Consider the following 23,769-nt stretch of genomic DNA (forward strand, 5'->3'; position numbering starts at 1 on the left):
GAACGCCGTTGCGCCGTTGCAGAGCGCGAAGGCGGACCTGCGTGCTTCCTAGAGAAGGCCCGCTCAGCCGGCCACGCCGAAGCGCCGGCGATAGTCAGCCGGCGCCAGCCCCGTCACGCGCTGGAACAGCTTGCGGAATGCCGAGGCGTCGCCGTAGCCCACCTCCCAGGCGATCTGGGCCACGGGACGGCGGCTCAGTTCGAGCGCCTCGCGCGCCTTGGCGATCCTGACCTGCTGGGCGTACTCGGTCGGGCGCAGGCCGGTCGCCTTGCGGAAGCGGCGCAGGAAGGTCCGCTCCTCCAGCCCGGCGCGCGCGGCCAGCGCCGGCACGCCATGGTCCTTGCCGAGCGTCGCCTGGAGCCAGTGCTGCACCCTCAGGATCGCGGCGTCGCCATGGTCGAGCTTCTGGACGAAATGGCTGTAGGGAAGCTGCGTCCGGCCTGGCGGATCGATCAGCAGGAAGCGCGCGGTTTCCAGCATGACGCTCGGGCCAAGCAGCCGCTCGACCAGCGTCAGCCCGAGATCGGTCCAGGCCAGGATGCCGCCGGCCGTGATGATGTCGCCATCATCGATCACCATGCGGCCGGTATCGACGCGGATCGCCGGGAAGCGTTGCGCCAGCGCCTCGGCGAAGGCCCAATGCGTCGTCGCCTCGCGGCCGGCCAACAGGCCGGTCTCGCCGAGCAGGAACGCCCCGGCGCAGACCGAGCAGAGCGTCGTACCAGCCGCATGGCGCTCAGTCATCCAGCTCACGAAGCCGCGCATCGGCTGCATCTTGTCCGGCATGATCAGGCTCGGCGGCGCGATCAGGTGGCTCGGCTTATGGGGGCTGCCCGGATGGCTGTCGTAGGCGCATTCGACGCCTGCGCCGTCCGCGGCCTGACGCCAATGGCTGACGCGGATCACGGCCGCGTCCGGCTCGCCGCTCGCCCGACTCTGCTCGCCGGCGATGCGGAACAGGTCGGTCAGGCCGTAGACGGCCGCGAGTTGCGCATCGGGATAGGCGAGCAGGCCGATCTCGGCAATAATCCCCTTACCTGTCGTCATGTTGTCAGTTTCGCCCCGCACATTGTCGGTTCCGCCAAGCGGCAGCATGCACCGTCCCGCCTATAACCGTCCATACCGAGGGGCGACGCACCCGCCGCCCGGAAGCTGAAGGAAGCGAACGATGAGCACGATCACCACGAAGGACGGCACCGAGATCTTCTACAAGGACTGGGGCCCGAAGGACGCGCAGCCGATCGTCTTCCATCATGGCTGGCCGCTCAGCGCCGACGACTGGGACAACCAGATGCTGTTCTTCTTCGAGAAGGGCTTCCGGGTGATCGCACATGATCGCCGCGGCCATGGCCGCTCGACCCAGACCGCCTATGGCAACGAGATGGACACCTACGCCGCCGACGTCATCGAGCTGGCCAAGGCGCTCGATCTGAAGAACGCCGTCCATATCGGCCACTCCACCGGCGGCGGCGAAGTCGCCCACTACGTCGCCCGCGCCGAGGCCGGCCGCGTCGCCAAGGCGGTGCTGATCGGCGCCGTGCCGCCGGTGATGGTGAAGTCCGAGACAAACCCGGGCGGCCTGCCGATCGAGGTGTTCGACGGCTTCCGCGCTGCGCTCGCCGCCAACCGCGCCCAGTTCTACATCGAGGTGCCCGCCGGCCCGTTCTACGGCTTCAACCGCGCGGGCGCGACAGTGCACCAGGGCCTGATCGACAATTGGTGGCGGCAGGGCATGATGGGCGGCGCCAAGGCGCATTACGACTGCATCAAGGCCTTCTCCGAGACCGACTTCACCGAGGATCTGAAGGCGATCGACGTCCCGGTCCTGGTGATGCATGGCAGCGACGACCAGATCGTGCCCTATGCCGACTCGGCGCCGCTCGCGGCCAAGCTGCTCAAGAACGGCACGCTGAAGACCTATGACGGCCTGCCGCACGGCATGTGCACCACCCATCCGGAGATCATCAACCCGGACCTGCTCGCCTTCATCAAGGCCTGATCCGCAAAGAGCCGATCCGAAGCGGCGAGCCGGCCTCCCCGGCTCGCCGTCACTCAGGCGGCAGGTGCTGCATCGTCGCGGCGACGCCGTCGAGGAAGCAGTCGACCTTGAACTCGATCAGGCCGTCGATATCGCCACTGAGGCCGGGGGTATGGACCCAGCGGCGGAAGCCGACATGGTAGATCGCGGCGTGCAGGCTCTGGACCAGTTCCAGCTCCGCGTCGCTGACGGGCCCTGCCCTGCCCGCAGATCCACCGGCCGCCACATGCTGGCGCAGCCCGAGCGCGATGCGATGGAACAGCCGCTTGGTCAAAAGCTCATAATACCTGGTGTTGTACTCGAACTTGCTCAGGCCGCTGAACAGGAACAGGCGGACATGCTCATAGGTGAAGACGTGATGCGAGAATTCCTTGTAGAAGGTCTTCAGGCGCTCGCGCATCGGGATCGATGCATCTTCGAGCAGCCGCTCCCATTCCGGCGACTTGTCCTGCGGGAACAGGCTCTCGAAGACGCGGGCGATCAGCGCGTCCTTCGTCGGGAAATAACGGTAGAGCAGCGGCTGGGTGATGCCCATTCGCTTCGCCAACTCGGTGGTGCTGCCGGTCAACCCGTAGTCGGCAAAATAGCGCCGCGCCGCTGCGACGATCATCTGCTCGCGGTCGGCCGGCACCATGCGGCGGCGGCGCGGCGCTGCCTCGCCCCCCTCGCCGGCCGGCTTCGTGCGGCTGCTCTTCGCGTCAGTGAGCAATGATGACCAACCAATCCCCGGTAGCAGCTTGATATCGTCGCGTAGCAGGATTCTCGGTAGGCGCGCTGGCTAGGTCAAGGGAGCGGGCTCGCCGGCACGCTCTCGCAGACATAGCTCAGGTATCGAAGCCATAGAGCCTGGCCGGATTATCCACCAGGATCGCCTTGCGCACCGCCTCATCCGGCTCCCAGTCGAGCAGCAGGTCGATCAGGTCGCCATCATCCGGCATATGGCCGGCAATGGCGGTGTGCGGCCAGTCGCTGCCCCAGACGCAGCGGCTCGGGGCGTGCGCGATCAGCAGCTTGGCGAGTGGCGGCACGTCCGCATAAGGGTGGCCTGCCGCCGAGGCGCGGTAGCCGCAGAGCTTGACCCAGGCCTTGCCGGCATCGAGCAGGCGCAGGATCGCGGCGACGACGGCGGGGTCGTTCCTCGCCTCGTCCGCGCTCAGCGCCGCCATATGGTCGAGCACTGCCGGCACCGGCAGCTTGGCGAGGGTCGGCAGGATGTCCGGCCAGGATACCGGCGGCACGTAGAGCTCGACATGCCAGCCGAGCGGCGCGATCTTGCGCGCCACGGTCTCGAGATCGGCGATGGCGGCGCCGCCTCCCGCCGTGGTGATGAAGCGGGCGGCGCGGATGCCGGCGGCATCGAGGGCGCACAGATCGTCCTGCGAAATGTCGGGCGACACGGCGGCGACGCCGCGGGCGCGATGCTGGCCGAGCTCGGCGATGGCGTCGACCGTGCGGGAGTTGTCGGTGCCGTAGAAGCTCGGCTGGACGATGACCATGCGCTCGATGCCGAGCGTGCCGGCCATGCGCAGATAGGCGTCAGTCAGCGCGTCCGGCGCCGTGAAGGTGCGGCTGGGCGAGACCGGGTAGCGCGCCTCGGGCCCGATGATGTGGCAATGGCAATCGCAGGCATTCTCGGGGACGACGAGCGTCGGACTGCGCGTGACGGCGCGCGGCGGTTGGCAAAGGTTCATGGGACTGGCTTTCGATCGGGGCCGGCGTGCGACGAGGTGCCCTTGCGGCTCACTCGCCCTTTGCCTTGGCCTTCAGGTCCGGTGTGATCTCGACATAGACGTTGCGCTTCACGGTGGTCAGGTGCTCGTGGATGCGCTTGGTCCAGGGCGATTGCTGGGAGATCTTCTTGTAGGCCTCGGATTGCATGACCTCCGGGCTCTCGAGCTCATAGACCGCCAGGTATTTCGGCGAGCCGTCGATGGCGACGAAGCGCCGGCCGTTGAGGAAGCCGGGGCAGTTGACGCGATCGGGGAAATGCTCCTCGTCGTACCAGCGGTTGAATTCCTCTTCCCATTCCGGCTCGACATCGATCATCGCGATCATGAGGCCGCGCCTCTCTGACGTGCTCAAGACAACCCCTCCCAATGGCGCGGCCTGCCGCCGCTTTTCTTGATGTCGTTGACTGCTGTCGCAGGGCGTGCGCCGCCGGATTCGCGATGCGCCCGGTGACGTCCACCCGCCTGCCTTGCACCCGCCTGCCTTGCTTATTTATTGATCTACAAATAGCCTTCACTGTCAAGCTCAGGCAGGTCTCACGCCGGCGTTGATCGCCTGGCGGAGCGAGAGCAGCCAGCGTCCGTCCTGCTTGGTCCAGATCAGGACGAAGAGCAGCGTCATCATCAGGTTGGGGCCGCCGGCCGTGGCCACGGCCATGTCGAGCGTGCCGTTCATGACGGCGAGGTCGCCGCGGATGCGCATGACGACGTCGCGGCTGGCGATGGAGTTGTAGTCGTAGTGCCGGGCCTTCACGCGGTCGAGATACTCGGCCTTGCCCTCCGCCACGGCGGTCGAATGGATGTAGCTCAGGTCCGGGCTCAGGACCTTGTCGAGCGCGGCGAGATCGACGGCGATCATCGCGGCATAGAGCGCGCTCTCCGCCGCGCGGATGGCGGCCTCTTCACTGCTGTCTTGCGTCATGCCCTTGCCTCCGGCTCTAGCGGCCAAAGCCGTGAACGAGATCGGTCAATCGCTTTGCCTCCGCCGCCAGGAACCCCAGGTCGGAGCCCACGGACACATAGCGCGCGCCCTTGGCGACCAAATCGGCGATGAGATCGTGCCGCCCGGCGAGCCCGCCCACGCCGGCGTGCTTGCCGTGCCGGCGGCACGCCGCGATCGTATGCTCGAAGGCCTCGCGCAGGCGCGGGTGATCGAAGTCGCCGGTGACGCCGAAATCGGCGCAGAGGTCGTTGCTGCCGATGAAGAGCAGGTCGACGCCGGGAACCGCGGCGATCTCGTCGAGACGCTCCAGGGCCGCCGCGGATTCGATCATGATCACCACGCTGGTGGCCTCGTTGAAGAGCCGATGCGTCTCGGCGACCGCCGGATTCTGGTAGCCGAAATGCGGCATGGCCCCGCCGTCGGAACGGCGGCCTTGCGGTGGGAACTTCACCAGTTCGACGACGTCCTGCGCCGCAGCGGCGGTCTCGACATGCGGCGCGACGATGCCGAGCGCTCCGCCATCGAGAACGCGCGAGACCAGCCCCGACGAGATCGACGGCACCCGGACGAAGGGCGTGACGCCGACTGCCATCGCGGCGATGCAGATGTCGCTGGTCGACTGGAGCGATATCGGGCTGTGCTCGAGATCGACATAGATCGTGTCGAAGCCCGCGGCGGCGGCCAAGGCCGCGATGGCGGGCTTGTCCACCAACCGCACGGCCATCGAGGTGACCACCTCGTCCCTGGCGAGCTTGTCCTTGAGGTGGTTGCGGGGCTGGATCACGGGCATGGTGGCGGCCTTTGCTGCGAGCGGATCGGGGTCTCGGGCGGAAACGGCCTGTCGGGCCATGGGCAGCCGAAGCGCAGTTCGTCCCGGCCAGCAGTGACGAGCACCGTCACCGCGTCGATCGCGGCAGGTTTCACAGCGTTTCCTCCAGCGTCGCGCCGCACGGTCGGGACACGTGGCTGCAAGCTGCCACAGCCTGGCTGGCGTCGGCATCTTCCACCCCATGGCCCAGAGCGAGATCGGCTTGAGCGTTATTAATTTTAGAATTATAAATAATGAGGCTTCGAAGACGAAGTCAACCGCCGACAGCCCTTCGCCATCAAGTTTGCGGCGCACAAAAAGATATTCCTATCAACATGATAGGAAAAACATGTCAGGCCGCCATCTTAATTATAGCTTACTAAAAAACGTTGTGCAGCGGCCTCATTTGCGTTAATCCTCGACGCCAGAATGCGAGAGCCGGCCACTGTGGCGCAGCCCCGGACGGGAGGCTCCGAGCAGGGTTCGCAAACAGTCTCAGCAGAGGAGCGCGCCGGCCAGGAAGGGCCGCAGCCGGACTCAAGACAGCCAAACAAAAATAGAAGACCATTGGGGAGGATGCATGCCAGACGTCATGAGCAATGACGAAGCCGAGTCATGGGATTCGGATGAAAAGACCTGGGACAAGCACATCAACGAGCAGTTCGTTGCCATGCATCCCGCGCTCTATCGAATCGACTACATCGTCATCAAGGCGACCGAGTGGATCCTCGTCGCCGCCGGCGTGCTCTTCACCTTCCTGATCTCGTACGACGTCGTCTCCCGCTACGTCTTCGGCTCATCCTCCTTCTTCGTCAGCGCAGGGGCGAAGTTTCTGCTGCTCTGGTTCTTCCTGCTCGGCGCGGGGTTGGCCCTGCGTCAGGGCTCCCATGTCGGCTTCGAGCTGCTGGTCAACAACCTCAAGCCCGGCCCCGCACGGATCGTGAAGCTGGTCGGGCAGGTCCTGTCCCTGGTGTTCTTCGTCGAGATGCTGTGGAGCGGCCTCGTCTCGCTCGGTCCGGCCGCGAAGCAAACGGATCCGGCCCTCAACCTAAGCCTGCTCTGGGGCTTCCTGGCGATCCCGGTCGGATTTGCGCTGCTGATCTACCACATGCTCGTGCTGATGGCGCTTGACCGGCGCGCGGCCGCCTCTGCCGGGAGGGCGGCGTCATGATGCTGCCCATCGTCGGCATCCTCTTCCTGCTGACCATCGTGATCGGCATGCCGGTGGCGTTCGGCATGGGCTTCGCCACCTCGACCTTCATGCTCTTCGTCGAGGGCATGGAGCCGACCATCCTGGCGCGGCGCTTCTACTCGTCGCTCGGGTCGTTCCCGCTGCTCGCCATTCCGCTTTTCACCATGCTCGGCATCCTGGCCGACCGGGCCCACATGCTGCCGCGCATGGTCGTGTGGCTGCAAATGGTGCTCGGCCGCTCGCGCGGCGGCATGGCCTATCTCAACGTGCTGCAATCGCTGGTCTTCGCCGGCGCCGGCGGCACGGCGGTCTCGGACATCGCCTCGACCGGCCGCGTCCAGATCCAGCTGATGGTGCGTGCCGGCTATCCCGTGCTCTACAGCGCGGCCCTGACCGCGGCGACGGCCGTGATCGGCCCGATCATCCCGCCGAGCCTGGCGATGATCATCTACGCCATGTCGGTCGGCAACGTCTCGGTCGGCGCACTCTTCATCGCGGCGATCGTGCCCGGCCTGCTGTTCACCGCCGGCTTCCTGGTGATGACCTGGTACACGACCAAGAAGCACAATTACGGCAAGGTGCTCGAACGCCCCTTGCCGCGCGAGCTGATCAAACAGACCATCGCCGTACTGCCGCTGCTCTTCCTGCCGGTGGTGATCGTCGGCGGCATCGTCGGCGGCATCTTCACCACCACCGAATCCGCCGGCATCGGCGTGGTCTACACGCTGATCATCGGCTTCCTGTCGAAGCCCGGGCTGAGATGGCGGGACATCTACGATTCCGTGCTCTACAGCGCGATCATCAGCTCGGTCGTCGGCATGCTGCTGGCGACGGGGTCGATCATCGCCTGGCTGTTCGCCTTCGACGGCGTGACCCAGACGCTGGCCGACTTCCTGACCTCGGTCACCGATAGCCCGACGGTGTTCCTGCTCCTGGTGATGCTCGCCCTGCTCGCGCTCGGCATGGTGATGGACGCCGTGCCGATCATGGTGGCGATCGCGCCGCTGCTGGCGCCGATCGCCGTGCAGTACGGCGTGCCCGACGTCCAGTTCGGCCTCATCTTCGTGATCAGCTGCATGGTCGGCATCGTCCATCCGCCCGTCGGCGTCATCCTGTTCATGACGTCGAGCCTGGTGAACGTCTCGGTCGAGCGCCTGTCGCTGGCCATCCTGCCCTTCGTCATCTGGCTCGTCCTCGTCGTCGTCCTGATGATCTTCATCCCGCAACTGACGACATGGCTGCCGGCGGCGCTGGGCTTCTGAACTTGCAGGCAATGCAAGGCGCGACTTGGCAAGACGCGACTTGGCAAGACGCGACCTGCCGGAAGCCGAGGTAACGGCCTCGCCAGCTTCCGGTCACGACAAAATCAACCCGAGGGAGGAATGACCATGAATCGCAAAGACATCCACCGGACCAAGGGCCTCAACCGCCGCGACGCGCTGAAGCTGGCCGCTGCCGCGGCCGGCACGGTGGGCCTCGCCATGCCCGCCATCGGCCAGTCGCCGGTGCGCCTGCGCTTCGGCCACATGGTGCCGGCGAACACCGTCTATCACCAGGCGATCCAGCGCTTCGGCGACGAGCTCGCCGCCCTGTCGTCGAACAAGTTCCGGCTGCAGATCTTCCCGAGCTCGCAGCTCGGCCCGATCTCCGAGATGCTGCAATCGGTGCAGGCCGGCTCGCTCGACTTCAGCATGGCGGTCCCGGCCTGGTACTCGAACTTCGTCAAGCCGATGGACGTCTTCACGCTGCCCTACATGATCGACTCGCCGGTGAAGCTGCGCACCGCGCTCGAGGGCGAGATCGGCGCCGACATCTCGAAGATGACCGAGGCCGTCGGCCTCAAGGTCTTCGGCTACTGGCTGCTCGGGCCCCGGCACATCGTCAACCGGGTGCGCCCGGTGCAGAAGCCGGCTGATACCGTTGGCCTCAAGCTGCGCGTCATCAACAGCGAGGTCTACATGGCCGCGTTCAAGGCACTCGGCGCGAGCCCGGTCGCGATGGATCCGTCCGAGCTCTACCTCGCCTTGCAGCAGGGCGTCGTCGACGGCTTCGAGTATCCGCTGCCGGACGTGGTCGACCAGAAGATGTACGAGGTCGCGCAATACGTCTCGCTCGACGCTCATACGATGGATTTCTTCCTCAACGCCACCAGCCCGGCGACCTGGAAGAAGTTCGCGCCCGAAGAGCAGGCGATGATCAACCAGGCCATGAAGAAGGCCATGGACTGGCAATGGGATGCCCAGCCCAAGGACATCGAGCGGGCCCGCGCCACGCTCGAGAAGGTCGCCAAGGTCAACGTCATCACGCCGGAGAACAAGGCGCTCTTCGTCAAGGCGACGGAGCAGGTCCACACCCAGTTCGAGGGGAAGATCGGCAAGGCCTGGCTCGACAAGTGCAGCACCGCCCTCAAGGGCGCCTGAGCCGACAATGCGAGGGGCGCTTGCGGCCAAGCCGCAGGCGCCCTGCCCTTCGATGCCGACGCGCGATCAAGATCCGAAAGACGCATGATGAAGCAAGCCTCCCTGCAGGACTGGTTCGAGATCAACGGCCTGTTCATCCGCTACGCGACGATGCTCGACCATTGCGACGTCGAAGGCGTGGTCGGCTGCTTCAGCGCGAGCGCCTTCATCGAAAGCCCGGTGCTCGGCCGCTTCGAGGGCCATGCCGGAATCCGCGACTTCGCGGAGCGGACGGAGCGCGTCACGCGCGAGCGCAAGGCCCAGTTCCGCCATGTCGTGAGCAACGTCACCGCCGAAGTCGATGGCGACAAGGCCAAGGCGCGGTGCTACCTGCTCGACTTCTACACCTGCGACGGCGAGACCGAGCTGCTCTCGCCCGGCGAGTATGTCTGCGACCTGACCCGCGTCGGCGGGCAATGGCTGTTCGACAGCCGCATCGTCATCATGGACAAGTCCTTCGACGTCCATATGTAGCGCCCGCTGCAGCCTGCGGCGCAGCGCGGCTTGACAAGCTCCGCCTATCTTGGTGTGCATCGTCGGCGGGTCGGCTGACGGCCCGGACGCCGGGACGGTCTTCGAGATCATGGTCGCACGCAGCATGGCCGGCAGCTTCTGGCTCACGCTCTCCGTTTCGGCGGCTATGTACGGCTGCGCCGCGGCTCAGAGCGGCCGAGGTTGAGCGCAGCGCGTCGCGCGCCTCGACCTCCCCCGTCCTGCCTCTCCGGTTTCGAAGGGCCGCCAGCCGCGCGGCAACAGCCATGCTCGAACGCACCGCCATCCTCACCCTCTCCTGCCCGAACCGCCCGGGCATCGTCGCCGCCGTCTCGACGCTTCTGTTCGAGGCCGGCTGCAACATCCTCGACGCCCAGCAATTCGACGATACCGAGACCGGCCGCTTCTTCATGCGCGTCGTCTTCAACCGGCTCGACGAGGCGCAGTCGCAGGAGGCGATCGCCGGCTCCATCGCCACCCTCGCCGGGCGCTTCGCGATGGACTACACGCTGCGCGAGGTCGCGGCGAAGAAGCGCGTCATGCTGCTGGTCTCCAAGTTCGACCATTGCCTGGCCGACCTGATCTACCGCTGGCGCATCGGCGAGCTGCCGATGGAGATCTCGGCGATCGTCTCCAACCACCCGAGCGACAGCATCGCCTCGACCGATCTCGACGGCCTGCCCTTCCACCACCTGCCGGTGACGCGCCAGAGCAAGATGGAGCAGGAGGCCAGGATCTGGCAGCTGGCGCAGGAGACGAAGACCGACCTCGTCGTGCTCGCCCGCTACATGCAGATCCTGTCGGACGGGCTCTCGGCCAAGCTGGCTGGCCGCTGCATCAACATCCACCACTCGTTCCTGCCCGGCTTCAAGGGCGCCAAGCCCTACCACCAGGCGCATGAGCGCGGCGTCAAGCTGATCGGCGCCACCGCGCACTACGTCACCTCCGACCTCGACGAGGGCCCGATCATCGAGCAGGACGTCGAGCGCATCTCGCACCGCGACACGCCCGACGACCTCGTGCGCAAGGGCCGCGACATCGAGCGCCGCGTGCTGGCGCGCGCCGTGCTCCACCATCTCGAGGACCGCGTCCTGCTCAACGGCAAGAAGACCGTCGTCTTCACCGATTGAGAGCGGCCGTTTACGCGGGCCTTATGCCCACCGGCGCCTTCGGAATGGCGCGCTTGCGCCGCATGGGCCGATTATCCGCTCCGTTAGGGAGGTCGAGATGGTCGCCTATGATGCATTGCGCTGGCCGGAGCGCCGGCGGGTCCTGCGCGCCGACAAGCGGGCCAAGCCGTCGGACGGCGCCCTGCTGGACCTGCTGCAATCGCTCGCGCTGTTGCTGCTGCTCGCGGGCGTGATCGCTATCCGCGTGGGGCTGATCACGTCGACCGGTTAAGTTGCGCCGTCCAGCATATTCGCTTTGGTCCGGCAAGCGCCCGGGCGTATGGAGCGCATGTGCGCGACGGGATTGGCAGGAGCTCAGGCAACCGGTCAAAAAGCCCCCCGAAGGACGCTGACTGAGGGGACGGCAGCCCATGACCATGCAATCCACCAAGCCCGGCTGGACCGTGCCCGATGCCGACGAGGCGCCGCTGGAGAGCGTGCGCTTCCACGGCCTGAAATCCGGGCCGAAGCTGCTCGTGCTCGGCGCCGTCCATGGCAACGAGACCTGCGGCCCGAACGCGATCGCCCGCATCATCGAGGATTGCCGGGCCGGCCGCCTGCTGATCCGCCACGGCGAGGTCACCTTCGTGCCGGTCGCCAACGCCAAGGCCTATCGCCAGAACACGCGCGAGGGCGACCGCAACCTCAACCGCGACATGTACGAGCGGCCGCAGCCGGTCGACAACGAGGACCGGATCGGCCGCCGGCTCTGCGCCCTGCTGCGCGAGCACGACATGCTGCTCGACGTGCATTCCTTCCGCGGCGAAGGCGAGCCCTTCGTCTTCTTCGGGCCGGAGAACAATGCCGGCGAGCTCGAGCCCTTCCGGCACGAGGCCGCCGAGCTCGCGCTCGCCGCCTGCCTCGGCGTCCCCGTGGCGATCCATGGCTGGCTCGACAACTACATGCAGATCATTGCGGCGCGCAAACGCCTGAACCTGCCGCCGCTGGCGGTCACGGAAGGGTACGGCACGACGGAGTACATGCGCTTCGCCGGCGGCTATGCCGTCACGCTCGAATGCGGGCAGCATGACGACCCCGCCTCGGTCGAGGTCGGCTATGTCGCGATCCGCAACACGCTGGCGCTGCTCGGCCTGATCGACGCACCGCCACCTCCGTCAGCGCTCACCACCATCATCCACATGGTCGAGGTCGTGATCTGCGAGGCGGAGGGCGACAAGGTCGAGGGCGGCTGGAAGACCGGCGATGCCGTGCCGGCCGGCGCGGTCATGGCGCGGCGCGCGGATGGCAGCGCGGTGACGGCGCCGGTCGACGGCTTCATCATCTTCCCGAGCGCGACCGCCAAGCCGGGCGAGCCAATCTGCCATTTTGGCGTCGCGAGCAAGCGCAAGCACTGATCCGGTTAAGAATGGGCACGCGCCCTCGCCTCCCGGAGCGCTCATGGCGAATATGCGCTGTGCCGCTGGTCATCCGGTCCGAACTCTGCATGGTGGCCTTAACACCAGAAACCGCATGAGCGCGGGCAAGAGATGCCGGATGCCACAGCGCAGCGCCCAACCCCGCTGCAACTCTTCCTGATCTTCACCCGCATCGCGCTGACCAGCTTCGGTGGCGGCCTGAGCGGCTGGTTCCTGCGCGAGTTCGTGCAGACCCGCAAGCTGATGAGCGAGGAGGAGTTCCTCAACGGGCTGGCGATCGCGCAGGCGCTGCCGGGCGTCAACGTCACCAACATGGCGATCTGGATCGGCTATCGCATGGCCGGGCGCAACGGCGCTATCGCGAGCTTCCTCGGCATCATCGTGCCGCCGGCCTTCCTGGTCGTGGCGATCGGCAGCGTCTTCGCCTCGTTCTCCAAGTATGAGCTCAGCCATGTCGCGCTCGACGGCGCGGCCTCGGCCGCCATCGGCCTGTCGCTGGCGATGGGGCTGACGGCGGCGCGGCGGGTGCCGCGCAAGCTCTTCCCGCTCGCCGTGATGGCCGCGACCTTCGTGGCGATCGGCATCCTGCAATGGCCCACGCTCTGGACGGTGCTCGGCGCCGGCTCGGTCAGCGTCGCCGTCGCCTATGCCGGGAGGTGAAGCGCTCGCGATGCCGAACCTCGCCTGGAGCATCCTGCTGGTCTTCGCGCCGCTCTCGCTGGTCACGATCGGTGGCGGGCAGAGCGCCGTCGCCGACATGCACCGCCAGATCGTCGACGTGCACCACTGGATGACGGCGTCGCAATTCGTCGACGCCTTCGCGATCTCGCGCATGGCGCCCGGCCCAGGCTCGCTGCTGGCGACGCTGATCGGCTGGCAGGTCGCGGGCTTCTGGGGAGCGGTGGCGGCCACAGTCGGCATCTTCGGCCCGACCGCGTTCCTGATCTACGGCGTCGCCCATCTCTGGTCGCGCTACGAGGGCGCGCGCTGGCAGAAGGCGCTCGAGACCGGGCTGAGGCCCGTCGCGGCCGGCATGATCCTGGCCGCGACCTATGTCCTGATCCAGGCGATGGATGGCGGCTGGATCGCGCGTTCGACCGCACTGGTCTCGACGGCGCTGCTGATGCTGACCCCGGTCAACCCGATCATTCTGATCGGCGCCGGCGCCGCCTGCTTCATGGGCCTGCACACGCTGGCGCTGATCTGAAGGGCGCCATCGCTCGTTGACCTCCAGCCCTCATCCTGAGGAGCGCGAAGCGCGTCTCGAAGGATGGTTCAGTGCGCTCTGGAGCATCCTTCGAGACGCCGCTGCGCGGCTCCTCAGGATGAGGGCTGCGGGAATCTCAAGCGGCCTCTTACCTCGCGAAGCTGATCGGGTAGCTGGTTTCCGGGTGACGCATCACGCCGATCGGGATGCCGTAGATCGCCTGGAGCTGCGCCGGGGTCATGATCTCCTCGGGCGGGCCGCGGGCGATCAGCCTGCCTGAATGCAGCGCCAGGATCTCGTCGCAGAAGCGCGCGGCCATGTTGACGTCGTGCAGCACGACGACGACGCCCAGTCCGCGCTCGGCCGCGAGCCGATGCACCAGCGAGAGCACCTCGACCTGATGGGCGACGTCGAGCGCAGAGATCGGCTCGTCGAGCAGCAGGCATTCGGCATCCTGCGCCACCAGCATGGCGAGCCAGGCGCGCTGGCGCTCGCCGCCCGAGAGCGTATCGACCAGCCTGTCGGCGAAGGACTCGATATCGGTCAACGCCATGGCTTCCGCGACCTTGTCGCGGTCGACCTGGCCGAAGCGGCCGAGCGCGCCATGCCAGGGATAGCGGCCGAGCGCGACCAGCTCCTTGACCAGCATGCCCTGCGCCGCCGGCGTCTGCTGCGGCAGATAGGCGACCTTACGGGCGAAGGGCCGGTCGCCCCATTCCTTCAGCGCCTTGCCCTCGAAGCGGACGATGCCCGAGGAGGCCGGCTGCTGGCGCGCGAGCAGCTTGACCAGCGTCGATTTGCCCGAGCCGTTATGGCCGATCAGCCCGACGACCTTGCGCGCCGGCAGATCGAGCGTCAGCGGCGCGAGCAGGACCCGGCCGGGGATCGCGAAGCTGACCGCATCGAGCGCGAAGAGCGGCGCGTCCGGGATGTGGATGTTCGAAGTGAGGGGGGCGAAGGACAAGGGTCGACCTCCAGAGGAAGAGACAAGCGGCGAGCAGCTATGCCGTTCGCACGGAAAGGATTTCAGAGATCAGGCGTCCTCGACCGCGATCTCCATGCCATCGAACGCAACTTCAATTCCCGCCGGCAACCTCTTGGTCAGGCTGACATAATCGAGGTCGATGTGGAGGTCTGTCAGCACCGCGCGCCTCGGCTTGAGTTCGGCGATCGCCTCCAGCGCCTCAGTCAGGTTGAAATGGCTGGGATGCGGCGAGTCGCGCAGACAGTCGAGGATCAGCACGTCGAGACCGGCCAGCGCCGCCTTGGCCTCGGGCGGGATGAAGCTGACATCCGGGACATAGGCGAGCGAGCCGAAGCGGAAGCCGAGCGCCCGGTAGCCCGGCCCATGCTCCAGCGCGATGGGCTCGGCGACGATGGCCCCCCCAACGCCGTCGAGCTTCAGCGGCCGGTCGAGCTCCAGCGGCCGCATCTCCAGGATCGGCGGGTAGAGGCTGCCGGGCGGCGTCTCGAAGATATAGCCGAAGCGGCTGAGCAGCGTCGCGGCCGTTACGTCATCGGCATAGACCGGGATGCGGCGGCGCATGTGCAGCACGAGCGCGCGCATGTCGTCGATGCCGTGGGTGTGGTCGGCATGATCATGGGTGAAGAGCACGGCGTCGAGATGCATGATCCCGGCATCGATGAGCTGCTCGCGCAGGTCGGGCGTGGTGTCGACGATCAGGCTGGTGGCGCCTTCGGGTGAGCTGCGCTCGACCAGGATCGAGCAGCGCCGGCGCCGGTTCTTCGGGTTCTTCGGATCGCAGGCGCCCCAGCCCGAGCCCGGGCGCGGCACGCCGCCGGAAGAGCCGCAGCCGAGGATCGTGACCGTCAGCGCCATTTCAAGCTTGCATCACGCGACCTGCGCCACCGGTGCCGCATGGTCCATCTTCCAGTAGCAGCGCCGGGCATTGGCCGTGGTGACGCCGGCCATCTCGTCCAGGCTCATGCCGCGGACCTCGGCCAACGTCTTAGCCGTCTCGACGACATAGGCGGGCTGGTTCTGCTTGCCGCGGAAGGGCACCGGGGCAAGGTAAGGCGCGTCGGTCTCGACCAGCAGCCGGTCGAGCGGGACAGCGGCCGCGATCCGGCGCAGATCCTCCGAGGTCTTGAAGGTCAGGATGCCGGAGAAGGAGACGTAGAGCCCAAGCTCGACCCCGACGCGGGCCAGTTCAGGCCCGGCGGTGAAGCAGTGCAGGATGGCGGGGAACGCGCCCTTCGCCATCTCCTCGCGCAGGATCGCGATCACATCCTCATCCGCCTGACGGGCATGGATGACGAGCGGGAGCTGCGTCATCCGGGCGGCAGCGATATGGGTGCGGAAGCCCTGCGCCTGCGCCTCGCGCGGGCTCTTGTCGTAATGGTAGTCGAGCCCGGCCTCGCCGATGGCGACGCAGCGCGGGTGCTCGGAGAGTTTTGCCAGCTGCTCGGCGCTGACGTCGAGCTCCTCATGCGCGTTGTGCGGATGCGTGCCGACCGAGCACCAGACCGCAGGAAAGCGCTCGGCGATCGTCCTATAGGCCTCGAAGCGCGCGACGCGGGTCGAGATCGTGACCATGCGCTTCACGCCGGCGGCCTCTGCCCGTGCGACGTAGCCGGCGAGGTCTTCCGCGAAGTCGGGGAAGTCGAGATGGCAATGCGTATCGATCAACATCAGGCGACCTGCCCGGCTTCCGGTTCGACATAGCGCGGGAAGATCGCGCTCGGCGCCGGCAAGGTGGTACCGCCGACGAGCCGACCGCTTTCGCCGAGCGAAGCGAAGACGCGCGCGTCCGGCGCCACCGCGAGCAGGTCGAGCAGCTTGCCTGCCGCCTCCGGGATCACCGGCAGCGTCAGGATCGCGACCTGCCTGAGCACCTCGGCCGTGACGTAGAGCACCGTGTCGCGGCGGGCCGGGTCGCTCTTGGTCAGCCGCCACGGCTCGTTCGCGGCGAAGTAGCGGTTGGCCTCGGCCACGACGGCCCAGATCTCGGCCAGCACGACGTGCAGGGCGAAATCCTCCATCGCCGCGCGCGCCTTCGCGAGTGCGGCGTCGGCCAGCGCGAGCATGGCCTGGTCGCCCTCGGTGAAAGCCCCGGGCGACGGCACCCTGCCCTCGCAGTTCTTGGCGATCATCGAGAGCGAGCGCTGCGCCAGATTGCCGAGGTCGTTGGCGAGGTCGGCGTTGATGCGCCCGACGATCGCCTCATGGCTATAGTTGCCGTCCTGGCCGAACGAGACCTCGCGCAGGAAGAAATAGCGCAGCTGGTCGACGCCATAGGCCGCGGCGAGATCGAACGGATCGACGACGTTGCCGACCGATTTCGACATCTTCTCGCCCTTGGAGAGCAGGAAGCCATGGCCGAAGACGCGCTTGGGCAGCGCCAGCCCCGCCGACATCAGGAAGGCCGGCCAATAGACCGAGTGGAAGCGGATGATGTCCTTGCCGATGATGTGGACGTCGGCCGGCCAATAGTGCCAGCGCGGGTCGTTCTCATCGGGGAAGCCGCAGCCGGTGACATAGTTGTTCAGCGCGTCGACCCAGACATACATGACGTGCTTGGGCGCGCCGGGCACGGGCAGGCCCCAGTCGAAGGTGGTGCGGCTGATCGAAAGGTCCTGCAGCCCGCCCTTGACGAAGCTGACGACCTCGTTCCGGCGCGTCTCCGGGCCGACGAAGTCCGGCTGAGACTCGTAGAGCGCCAGCAGCTTGTCCTGATAGGCCGAGAGGCGGAAGAAGTAGCTCTCCTCCTCGGTCCACTCGACCGGCGTGCCCTGCCCGCCGATGCGGACTCCATCCGCATTCAGATGGGTCTCCTCCTCAGCGTAATAGGCCTCATCGCGCACCGAGTACCAGCCGGCATAGCGATCGAGATAGATGTCGCCATTGGCCTCCATCCGGCGCCAGAGCTCCAGCGTCGAAGGCAGATGGTCGGCGTCGGTGGTGCGGATGAAGCGGTCATAGGCGCAGTTCAGCGCGTCGGCCATGGCCTTGAACTTCGGCGCCATGACATCGACCAGCTCAAGCGCCGTCAGGCCCTGCTTGGCGGCGGCCTGCTGGATCTTCTGGCCGTGCTCGTCGGTGCCGGTCTGGAAATAGACGTCGTAGCCGTCGAGCCGCTTGAATCGGCAAATCGCGTCCGCCGCCACCACCTCATAGGCGTGGCCGATATGCGGCGCCCCGTTCGGGTAGGAGATCGCCGTCGTCAGATAGAATTTCGGGGCCGTCGCCATCAATCGATCCGCACATATCACTGGCTGCGGCCATGCCCCGGCCGAACCAAGCGGCGGCTGGGAGATAGCCTGTCCTCACGTTCACGCTGCGCGCGACCGGCGAACCGCATCCGACAGGTCATGAAACATCGTCATCACGAGCGGCCGGCGGTCGAGATTGTAGGTTTCCACCTCGCGGGCCGCGCGTCCCAGCTTTTCCCATACCTCCGCCAGCGGTGCAAGGCGGCCAGGCCCGGCGGCGGCATGCGCATGAAGGTGGGACGAGAGCCAGCTCTGGATCGTCTCGATCATGACGGCGAAATCGCTCTCGCCGGCACGCCCCGCGACATCCTCGGCCAGCGCCATCAACGCGGAAAGGTCGACGCCCGGCAGCGCGTCGAGCCGCGCCCGCACCGCCTCGACCAACGCCAGCGTCTCGGGATCGACATAGGTCAAGGCGCGTCTCACCGAGCCGTCGGCGAGCGATGCGGCACGCCGCAGGGCCGAGCCGTCGAACGGATCGCCCATGCGCTCCAGCGCGATCTCGCTGGCCTCGGCCACCTCGGCCTCGCTGAGCGCCTCGAAGGTGATCAGCCGGCAGCGCGAGCGGATGGTCGGCAGCAGCCGGCCGGGCGCATGCGCCACGATCAGGAAGAGCGCGCGCGCCGGCGGCTCCTCCAGCAGCTTCAGCAGCGCATTGGCGCTGGCGCGGTCCATGTCCTCGGCCGCATCGACGATGCAGACGCGCCAGCCGCCCTCGGCGGCACTCGATCCGAAGCGGTCGATGACCTTGCGCACCGACTCGACCGGGATATTGCTGGTGACGCTCTTGCCGTCGGGCTTCACGATCCGGCGCAGCAGATGCAGGTCGGGATGCGATTGCGCGATGATGCGCCGGGTCGCGGCATCCGCCTCCGGCATTGCCAGGCTGTCGGCCCTATGGGCGCGGGCGAGCGGATCACCTGCCGCCAGCACGAAACGGGCGACGCGATAGGCGAATGTCGCCTTTCCGATGCCCTCCGGCCCGCCGATCAGCCAGGCATGGTGCATGCGGCCGGAGCGCAGCGCGTCGACGAAGGCCTGCTCCTGCCTGGCATGGCCGACGAGCGCCAGCGTCTCGCGCGGATGCGGCGCGCTGGGCAGGCGGTCGGGCTCAATCGAAGTCTCGCGCATCAGGCGTCCTGATTCAAAGGCAGCCTCTCGCAGAGCACCTCCCAGGCCGCTTCGGCAAGCTTTTCCGGCGGCTGGCTGGCGTCAAGCACCGCGCAGCGCTCGGGCTCCTTCTCGGCGATGGCGAGATAGGCCGCACGGAGCTTGCGATGGAAGGCGAGGTTCTCGCCTTCGAAGCGGTCCTTGCCCTCGCCCGGACTGCGGCGCTTGGCGGCGCGGGCAAGGCCCGTCTTCGGGTCGAGGTCGAGGATCAGCGTCAGGTCGGGCGTCAGCCCGTCGATGGTGACCTGCTCCAGTTCCGCCAGCAGCGCCGGATCGATGCGACCGAGCGTGCCCTGATAGGCGCGCGTCGAGTCGATGAAGCGGTCGCAGATGACCCATTCGCCGCGGACGAGCGCTGGGCGGATGCGGCGGTCGATATGGTCGATGCGGGCGGCCGAGAACATCAGCGCCTCGATGAAGGGGCCGTGTGGCTTGATCTGGCCGGACAGGATGGTCTCGCGGATCGCCTCGGCCTTGGGCGAGCCACCGGGCTCGCGCGTCAGGTCGACTTCGACGCCGGCCATGCGCAGGCGCTCGGCAAGCGAGCGGGCCAGCGTCGACTTGCCAGCGCCCTCCCCGCCCTCGAGCGTGATGAAGCAACCATACTCCATGTTAGCTACGCTTCAGCACCTTGCGCACCCAGCCGGTGGCGGCCTCCATCAGCGCGTCGAAGGCGCGGCTCTGCAAGGTGCCCGGCTCGACCGACTCGGCGGCGTAGAGCGGCACGTCGAGCGTCTTGACGTCGCCGCGCGTCACCAGCAGGCGCCCGACTTCCGCGCCCTCCTGGACCGGCACGGTGAGCGGGCCGCGATAGACGATGCGGGCGTTCAGCCGTTCGGTGCTGCCGCGCGGCAGCAGCAGGCTGACGGGCCCCTTCGCCTTGAGGCCGATGCGCCCCTTGGTTCCGCCGAAGACGCTGGCCTCGCCGATGATCTCGCCCTCGGCGAAGACCTGGCGGGTCTCGAAGGCGCGAAAGCCCCATTCCAGCAGCTTGCGGGCCTCCTGGGCCCGGTCGCGCCCGGTCTTGAGGCCGTTGACCACCACGATCAGGCGCTGGCCCTTCTGCACGGCCGAGCCGACCAGGCCGAAGCCGGCTTCGTCGATATTGCCGGTCTTCAGGCCGTCGGCGCCGATATCCATGGTCAGCAGCGGGTTGCGGTTCTGCTGCTTGATCTTGTTCCAGGTGAACTCGCGCTCGCCGAATATCTTGTAGAGCTCGGGATAGGTTTTGATGATGTGGTCGGCGAGCAAGGCAAGCTCGCGGGCCGTGACGCGCTGCTGCGGGTCACCCATGCCGGTGGCGTTCTTGAAGACCGATTTGGGCAGGCCCAGTGCCCTCACCCGCTCGGTCATGATGCGGGCGAAGGTCGCCTCGTCGCCGGCAACCGCCTCGGCCAGCGCGATCGCTGCGTCGTTGCCGGATTGCACGATGATGCCGCGCAGGATGTCGGAGAGCTTGATGCGGCTGTTGAGCTGCGCGAACATGCTGGAGCCGCCCGAGACGCCGCCGCCCTTGCGCCAGGCGTTCTCGGATATGCCGATCTCACTGTCGAGGGTCAGCCGGCCCTGCGTCATCTCCTCGAAGGCGACGAGCACGGTCGCGAGCTTGGCCAGGCTCGCCGGCACCATCAACTCGTCGGCGGCCTTCTCGTAGAGCACGGTGCCGCTGGCGGTATCGAGCAGGATCGCGTGCGGGGCGAGCGACTGGAAGGCCTGCGCACGGGCAGCGCCGACGTGCAGCGCAGCGCACAGAAAAACCACAGCCAGAACAGCCGCCTGGAAAGCGGCCCTCAATCCAGGGCTCGTGCTGTCATGGTGCGGCGCGCTCATCTTGCGATCTGAAGCAGAGCGCGTGGCGCCGGGTCAAGCCTCGGCGCTGTCAATTCCGCGCTAGCGGGACCGTCTGCTGAGCCTTGAGGTCGCGGGCGAGCGGATGGTTCTTCGAGAAGCGCGCGATCGGCGCCCGCTCCGGCGCGGCGAACAGGCTGGCGACGGTCGCGCGAGCCGGCGGCAGCGGCGCAAGCGTCGGCGTGTTCGTCGGGCGAACCGTGACCGGCCGGCTGGCATTGGCGATGGTGTCGAGGTCGAAGGGCCGGTTCGGCGGCAGCGGAGCGCCGCGGACGACGACAGCGGCGCTCTGGGCCGGCGCGGTGGTCATCGAGGCGGCGACCGGCGCGGCTGGAGCAATGGTGCGGACGACAGGCTGCTCGGGCGCATAGGCCTGCACGACCGGCTGGCTGACGGGGGCAGGCGCCGGTTCGGGCCGGAAGCTTTCCTCGCGCGGGCTCTCGTCGAGATCGGCGCTCTGGGTGCGGTCGATGGAGACCGGCGCATTGCTCGCGACCATGGTGCGGGCGCTGGTGCCCGGGATCGCGGCCGGCTGGCCATCGGTGCGCAAGGTGGCGAGCAGGAGCTTGTCGTCGGAGCCGCCGAGCGAGGCCTGGCCGAGATATTCGAGCTTGATGCGGGCGGTGCCGAGATGGCGGAAGGCCAGCGCATCGGCCGTCTTCTGCGAGACGTCCATGACGCGGCCGCCATGATAGGGGCCGCGATCGTTGACGCGCACGATGATCGAGCGGCTGTTGAGCAGGTTGGTGACGCGGGCATAGGCCGGCAGCGGCATGGTCGGGTGCGCGGCGCTGATGCCCTGGCGGTCATAGACCTCGCCATTGGCGGTGCGGCGGCCATGGAAAGCCTCGCCATACCAGGAGGCGGTGCCGATCTGAGTATAGCCGAGCGGCTTGTCGTAGGGGGCGTAGCGCTTGCCGGCGACCGAATAGGGCCGGCCGATGAGTTGGCGGCCGCCGCCCTTCGGCACGGGCTCGCCATCGGCGATGACGCGCGGGCTGGCCGGGCCGTATTTCGACGACGGGAAAGCGCCGATCTCCTTCGAGCGGCCGCGGCGGGCGACCTGATCGTTGGCGCAATTGGCGAGGAAGACGCCGGCCAGAACCACGCAGCCGATACGCATGGCGCGGATGGCGGGGGACGAAGGGGGGCGGACGCACTCCGGGGCGGAATCGATTGCGGTCAATGCCGGGGCCAGGGAGCGAGCGCCTCGCGTCATGCCGTATTCCTACTCCTAGGCCGAAAAGGATAGCGTCGGCCAAGCCGCGACAGCGGCAAGGCCGAAGTTTTCGACCAATTCCGTTAAGAGAGCGTTAGCGAGCGGAAACGCGTGGAGCGCTTGCGTCGATCTGGCATCCCATGTGCCCTTGGGCGGGCATAAAGGTGTCGGAAATGCGGCGACTGTCAATCCAGGTTCCAGGCGGGACCATTTTTTCCACGACCGTGGCCATCACGCAACGGGGCGGAACGATGCAGAAAGCGGCTCCGAAGCTCGGTTTCCGGGCCTGTCTACGCCCATTTCAGAGAAATTCGAACCAGTCGAAGCGGCATTGCAAACGTTCTGCACAGCCGGGGCAAGGCAGGCCCGTCAAATCCGGAAACGTGGCGGCAAACGCCGGGCGGCCACGATTCGAACGCGGCCGAGTCTCGGCGAGAGACTGCGCTTCGCATGGCGCTTGCCAAACCGCCCTACTCCCGGCAATGACGGGGCCAGCCGGAAGGGTGGCCGAGTGGTTTAAGGCAGCGGTCTTGAAAACCGCCGTGGGTGGAAGCCCACCGTGGGTTCGAATCCCACCCCTTCCGCCAGCACACCGCTTAGTCATTGAGAAATCTCTAAGTACATGGCGTCTTAGGGAAAAAATCCCTCAACTGCTACACCGGACTGCTACACGGAACGTACTATTTCCGCGCCAAGTTCCCCGCGGACCTTCAGCACCTTTTCAAGTCGGGGGACCGTTCAAAGTCGCTCGACACGAAAGAGCTGCCTGAGGCCCGCCTGCGGTCTCGGGTGGAGAGCGTTCGGTTTGATGCAGAGATGGCGGAGCGCCGGAAGCGACTCAACGCACCGGCCTTAGCCGCGTTGAACTCAGGAGGGCCGCTCGTAGATGGTTCGGGCAACGTCGTCGGCGTGGTCTCGGCGAAACTCGACGCGATCAAAATGGCGGAGAACCAGGGCGACCTTCCACAGAACGTCAACTTCGCCGTGAAGGGAGCACTTGCGGCCAGTTTCTTGGACGCCAACCAGATCGCCTATGACACCGGAACCTTTGGAGAGAAGCTGGAGCCAGCCGATCTCGCTGAGCGGGCCAAGAAGGCGAGCGCCTTCATCACGTGCCGCTGAAAGGCCAAGTGGTGCCGCCCCATGGGCCTGCCTACCTCGACTACGGCCCTCGACCCAGCAGACATCGCGACGCGATACGGCTAAGGCTCGCATATAACCACCTTGATACGGGCGACCCATGACCGATTCGGCGAAGACACTTGCGACCTAGCAAGAGAACGAAATTGGGATCGAGGTCGAGAACTTTTGGGATGAACGAAGCCCAACGGGGCAGCTCCTGATAGCTGCGGAACGTCATTGCAGCCACCATCCTTGAGCCGAACAACGAGAACGGCCCCTTGCTCCGCCCAAAGTACATGCTCGCCTGTCAAGCGATCGAGCTGGCTGCAAAATCAGCCCTTCGAGTAGCCGGTGCGGCCAACGCTGAAGAGCTGAGGCGCCCGCCCCTGAATCATGATTTGGCGAGCCTGTTAGATCGGTACCTACAGCTTCCTGGTTTTCCACTTGAGCAGCGTGACGCTGATGCAATCAGGGCGGTGGCTCCAGCAATGAGTGCCTTCAACTTCCGCTACGGCCTGGAGGTAGGCTCTGCCTCTGCGCCCCTAAAGCTGCAACTCCCGCCTCTGATCTATGTCGTTCGCGCGGCGAACAATCTCCGTGACATAGCGTGGGGGATGCTGAATTTGGACGATCCGAATAATCGGCCTTAAGGGGCCCAAAACCACCCATCCTCGACGTTTTCGGAGTTGGAGCGATCGGCCTTGCAGCATCCTCTGACTAGCCGCCGAACAACGTCCGCTTGTGGGTGGGTCAACCTGGCACGAGG

At 66.7% G+C, this 23,769-nt stretch carries 25 protein-coding genes and 1 tRNA gene; 12 read left to right on the plus strand and 14 right to left on the minus strand.

Annotated features, from left to right (window positions below; translation table 11 throughout):
• Positions 1–63: 63 nt before the first annotated feature.
• Positions 64–1,047 carry a GlxA family transcriptional regulator gene (locus tag DWF00_RS14045; protein ID WP_114831994.1) on the minus strand — a complete coding sequence of 328 codons (984 nt, stop codon included), beginning with the start codon at positions 1,045–1,047 and terminating at the stop codon, positions 64–66.
• Positions 1,048–1,168: 121 nt separating this feature from the next.
• Between DWF00_RS14045 and DWF00_RS14050 the strand changes: the two genes are divergently transcribed.
• Entirely contained in the window at positions 1,169–1,999 is an 831-nt protein-coding gene (locus DWF00_RS14050; protein ID WP_114831993.1) for an alpha/beta fold hydrolase, read from the plus strand.
• 49 nt (positions 2,000–2,048) lie between these two features.
• Here the strand turns inward: DWF00_RS14050 and DWF00_RS14055 are convergent, their stop codons facing one another.
• The 5 genes from DWF00_RS14055 to DWF00_RS29850 form a co-directional block, all read right to left on the minus strand.
• Positions 2,049–2,747, minus strand: a complete 699-nt coding sequence (locus tag DWF00_RS14055) for a TetR/AcrR family transcriptional regulator (protein ID WP_114831992.1) — start codon at positions 2,745–2,747, stop codon at positions 2,049–2,051.
• Between the two features lie 115 nt (positions 2,748–2,862).
• Complete coding sequence (locus tag DWF00_RS14060; protein ID WP_114831991.1) at positions 2,863–3,729, minus strand: amidohydrolase family protein; 867 nt, start codon at positions 3,727–3,729, stop codon at positions 2,863–2,865.
• A gap of 49 nt (positions 3,730–3,778) precedes the next feature.
• Complete coding sequence (locus DWF00_RS14065; RefSeq protein ID WP_114831990.1) at positions 3,779–4,093, minus strand: DUF4286 family protein; 315 nt, start codon at positions 4,091–4,093, stop codon at positions 3,779–3,781.
• 198 nt (positions 4,094–4,291) lie between these two features.
• Positions 4,292–4,687 carry a nuclear transport factor 2 family protein gene (locus tag DWF00_RS14070; RefSeq protein WP_114831989.1) on the minus strand — a complete coding sequence of 132 codons (396 nt, stop codon included), beginning with the start codon at positions 4,685–4,687 and terminating at the stop codon, positions 4,292–4,294.
• 16 nt (positions 4,688–4,703) lie between these two features.
• A complete protein-coding gene (locus tag DWF00_RS29850; protein ID WP_245973897.1) occupies positions 4,704–5,831 on the minus strand; it encodes an HpcH/HpaI aldolase family protein in 1,128 nt (375 codons plus the stop codon).
• A gap of 277 nt (positions 5,832–6,108) precedes the next feature.
• Here DWF00_RS29850 and DWF00_RS14080 point away from each other — a divergent pair, with 277 nt between their 5' ends.
• The 9 genes from DWF00_RS14080 (at position 6,109) to DWF00_RS14115 (ending at position 13,411) form a co-directional block, all read left to right on the plus strand.
• Positions 6,109–6,687 (plus strand): TRAP transporter small permease, encoded by a 579-nt coding sequence (locus tag DWF00_RS14080; protein WP_181833307.1) that lies wholly within the window; start codon positions 6,109–6,111, stop codon positions 6,685–6,687.
• The gene (locus DWF00_RS14085; protein ID WP_114831986.1) at positions 6,684–7,970 is read left to right on the plus strand and encodes a TRAP transporter large permease; all 1,287 of its coding nucleotides are present in this window, start codon (positions 6,684–6,686) and stop codon (positions 7,968–7,970) included. Before DWF00_RS14080 ends, DWF00_RS14085 begins: the two co-directional genes overlap by 4 nt.
• Before the next feature lie 126 nt (positions 7,971–8,096).
• Positions 8,097–9,128, plus strand: coding sequence for a TRAP transporter substrate-binding protein (locus DWF00_RS14090; RefSeq protein ID WP_181832844.1), 1,032 nt, complete (start codon positions 8,097–8,099; stop codon positions 9,126–9,128).
• 84 nt (positions 9,129–9,212) lie between these two features.
• Complete coding sequence (locus DWF00_RS14095; protein ID WP_114831984.1) at positions 9,213–9,641, plus strand: nuclear transport factor 2 family protein; 429 nt, start codon at positions 9,213–9,215, stop codon at positions 9,639–9,641.
• Between the two features lie 284 nt (positions 9,642–9,925).
• The gene (gene purU / locus DWF00_RS14100) at positions 9,926–10,789 is read left to right on the plus strand and encodes a formyltetrahydrofolate deformylase (protein ID WP_114831983.1); all 864 of its coding nucleotides are present in this window, start codon (positions 9,926–9,928) and stop codon (positions 10,787–10,789) included.
• Positions 10,790–10,886: 97 nt separating this feature from the next.
• On the plus strand, positions 10,887–11,060 hold the full coding sequence (locus DWF00_RS29440) for a hypothetical protein (RefSeq protein WP_181832843.1): 174 nt from the start codon (positions 10,887–10,889) through the stop codon (positions 11,058–11,060).
• Positions 11,061–11,199: 139 nt separating this feature from the next.
• Positions 11,200–12,183 (plus strand): succinylglutamate desuccinylase/aspartoacylase family protein, encoded by a 984-nt coding sequence (locus DWF00_RS14105; RefSeq protein ID WP_210207940.1) that lies wholly within the window; start codon positions 11,200–11,202, stop codon positions 12,181–12,183.
• A gap of 132 nt (positions 12,184–12,315) precedes the next feature.
• Positions 12,316–12,864 (plus strand): chromate transporter, encoded by a 549-nt coding sequence (locus DWF00_RS14110; protein WP_114831982.1) that lies wholly within the window; start codon positions 12,316–12,318, stop codon positions 12,862–12,864.
• A 10-nt stretch (positions 12,865–12,874) separates the two neighbouring features.
• Positions 12,875–13,411 carry a chromate transporter gene (locus DWF00_RS14115; protein WP_114831981.1) on the plus strand — a complete coding sequence of 179 codons (537 nt, stop codon included), beginning with the start codon at positions 12,875–12,877 and terminating at the stop codon, positions 13,409–13,411.
• A gap of 148 nt (positions 13,412–13,559) precedes the next feature.
• On the opposite strand, the gene DWF00_RS14120 is transcribed toward DWF00_RS14115, so the two are convergent.
• From DWF00_RS14120 to DWF00_RS14155, 8 genes are all read right to left on the minus strand, one after another.
• Positions 13,560–14,375 (minus strand): ATP-binding cassette domain-containing protein, encoded by an 816-nt coding sequence (locus tag DWF00_RS14120; protein WP_181832842.1) that lies wholly within the window; start codon positions 14,373–14,375, stop codon positions 13,560–13,562.
• A gap of 69 nt (positions 14,376–14,444) precedes the next feature.
• The gene (locus tag DWF00_RS14125) at positions 14,445–15,251 is read right to left on the minus strand and encodes an MBL fold metallo-hydrolase (RefSeq protein WP_114831980.1); all 807 of its coding nucleotides are present in this window, start codon (positions 15,249–15,251) and stop codon (positions 14,445–14,447) included.
• A gap of 12 nt (positions 15,252–15,263) precedes the next feature.
• Entirely contained in the window at positions 15,264–16,064 is an 801-nt protein-coding gene (locus DWF00_RS14130; protein ID WP_114831979.1) for a TatD family hydrolase, read from the minus strand.
• Positions 16,064–17,623 (minus strand): methionine--tRNA ligase, encoded by a 1,560-nt coding sequence (gene metG, locus DWF00_RS14135; RefSeq protein WP_114831978.1) that lies wholly within the window; start codon positions 17,621–17,623, stop codon positions 16,064–16,066. The genes DWF00_RS14130 and metG overlap by 1 nt, the downstream gene beginning before the upstream one ends.
• Before the next feature lie 81 nt (positions 17,624–17,704).
• Positions 17,705–18,775 (minus strand): DNA polymerase III subunit delta', encoded by a 1,071-nt coding sequence (locus DWF00_RS14140; protein WP_114831977.1) that lies wholly within the window; start codon positions 18,773–18,775, stop codon positions 17,705–17,707.
• Positions 18,775–19,425, minus strand: coding sequence for a dTMP kinase (gene tmk / locus DWF00_RS14145; protein ID WP_114831976.1), 651 nt, complete (start codon positions 19,423–19,425; stop codon positions 18,775–18,777). Before tmk ends, DWF00_RS14140 begins: the two co-directional genes overlap by 1 nt.
• A 1-nt stretch (position 19,426) precedes the next feature.
• Positions 19,427–20,644, minus strand: coding sequence for a D-alanyl-D-alanine carboxypeptidase family protein (locus tag DWF00_RS14150; protein ID WP_114831975.1), 1,218 nt, complete (start codon positions 20,642–20,644; stop codon positions 19,427–19,429).
• A gap of 49 nt (positions 20,645–20,693) precedes the next feature.
• Positions 20,694–21,785, minus strand: coding sequence for a septal ring lytic transglycosylase RlpA family protein (locus DWF00_RS14155; protein ID WP_114831974.1), 1,092 nt, complete (start codon positions 21,783–21,785; stop codon positions 20,694–20,696).
• 593 nt (positions 21,786–22,378) lie between these two features.
• Between DWF00_RS14155 and DWF00_RS14160 the strand changes: the two genes are divergently transcribed.
• Together DWF00_RS14160 and DWF00_RS14165 are read left to right on the plus strand one after the other, a co-directional pair.
• Positions 22,379–22,468: transfer RNA gene (locus tag DWF00_RS14160), tRNA-Ser, on the plus strand.
• Between the two features lie 76 nt (positions 22,469–22,544).
• A complete protein-coding gene (locus DWF00_RS14165; protein WP_342769100.1) occupies positions 22,545–23,003 on the plus strand; it encodes a S1C family serine protease in 459 nt (152 codons plus the stop codon).
• The last annotated feature ends 766 nt before the right edge of the window (positions 23,004–23,769 follow it).

The organism is Allobosea caraganae (assembly GCF_003351345.1).
GTDB classification, from domain to species: Bacteria; Pseudomonadota; Alphaproteobacteria; order Rhizobiales; family Beijerinckiaceae; genus Allobosea; species Allobosea caraganae.

Coding starts and splice junctions, on each gene's coding strand:
- DWF00_RS14110 (WP_114831982.1), top strand. CDS start 12,316: ATGCCGGATGCCACAGCGCAGCGCCCAACCCCGCTGCAACTCTTCCTG.
- DWF00_RS14090 (WP_181832844.1), top strand. CDS start 8,097: ATGAATCGCAAAGACATCCACCGGACCAAGGGCCTCAACCGCCGCGAC.
- DWF00_RS14125 (WP_114831980.1), bottom strand. CDS start 15,251: ATGGCGCTGACGGTCACGATCCTCGGCTGCGGCTCTTCCGGCGGCGTG.
- DWF00_RS14080 (WP_181833307.1), top strand. CDS start 6,109: ATGAGCAATGACGAAGCCGAGTCATGGGATTCGGATGAAAAGACCTGG.
- DWF00_RS14050 (WP_114831993.1), top strand. CDS start 1,169: ATGAGCACGATCACCACGAAGGACGGCACCGAGATCTTCTACAAGGAC.
- DWF00_RS14155 (WP_114831974.1), bottom strand. CDS start 21,785: ATGCGTATCGGCTGCGTGGTTCTGGCCGGCGTCTTCCTCGCCAATTGC.
- DWF00_RS14140 (WP_114831977.1), bottom strand. CDS start 18,775: ATGCGCGAGACTTCGATTGAGCCCGACCGCCTGCCCAGCGCGCCGCAT.
- metG (WP_114831978.1), bottom strand. CDS start 17,623: ATGGCGACGGCCCCGAAATTCTATCTGACGACGGCGATCTCCTACCCG.
- DWF00_RS14095 (WP_114831984.1), top strand. CDS start 9,213: ATGATGAAGCAAGCCTCCCTGCAGGACTGGTTCGAGATCAACGGCCTG.
- DWF00_RS14070 (WP_114831989.1), bottom strand. CDS start 4,687: ATGACGCAAGACAGCAGTGAAGAGGCCGCCATCCGCGCGGCGGAGAGC.
- DWF00_RS14065 (WP_114831990.1), bottom strand. CDS start 4,093: ATGATCGCGATGATCGATGTCGAGCCGGAATGGGAAGAGGAATTCAAC.
- DWF00_RS14115 (WP_114831981.1), top strand. CDS start 12,875: ATGCCGAACCTCGCCTGGAGCATCCTGCTGGTCTTCGCGCCGCTCTCG.
- DWF00_RS29440 (WP_181832843.1), top strand. CDS start 10,887: ATGGTCGCCTATGATGCATTGCGCTGGCCGGAGCGCCGGCGGGTCCTG.
- purU (WP_114831983.1), top strand. CDS start 9,926: ATGCTCGAACGCACCGCCATCCTCACCCTCTCCTGCCCGAACCGCCCG.
- DWF00_RS14130 (WP_114831979.1), bottom strand. CDS start 16,064: ATGTTGATCGATACGCATTGCCATCTCGACTTCCCCGACTTCGCGGAA.
- DWF00_RS14150 (WP_114831975.1), bottom strand. CDS start 20,644: ATGAGCGCGCCGCACCATGACAGCACGAGCCCTGGATTGAGGGCCGCT.
- DWF00_RS14085 (WP_114831986.1), top strand. CDS start 6,684: ATGATGCTGCCCATCGTCGGCATCCTCTTCCTGCTGACCATCGTGATC.
- DWF00_RS14105 (WP_210207940.1), top strand. CDS start 11,200: ATGACCATGCAATCCACCAAGCCCGGCTGGACCGTGCCCGATGCCGAC.
- DWF00_RS14060 (WP_114831991.1), bottom strand. CDS start 3,729: ATGAACCTTTGCCAACCGCCGCGCGCCGTCACGCGCAGTCCGACGCTC.
- DWF00_RS14045 (WP_114831994.1), bottom strand. CDS start 1,047: ATGACGACAGGTAAGGGGATTATTGCCGAGATCGGCCTGCTCGCCTAT.
- tmk (WP_114831976.1), bottom strand. CDS start 19,425: ATGGAGTATGGTTGCTTCATCACGCTCGAGGGCGGGGAGGGCGCTGGC.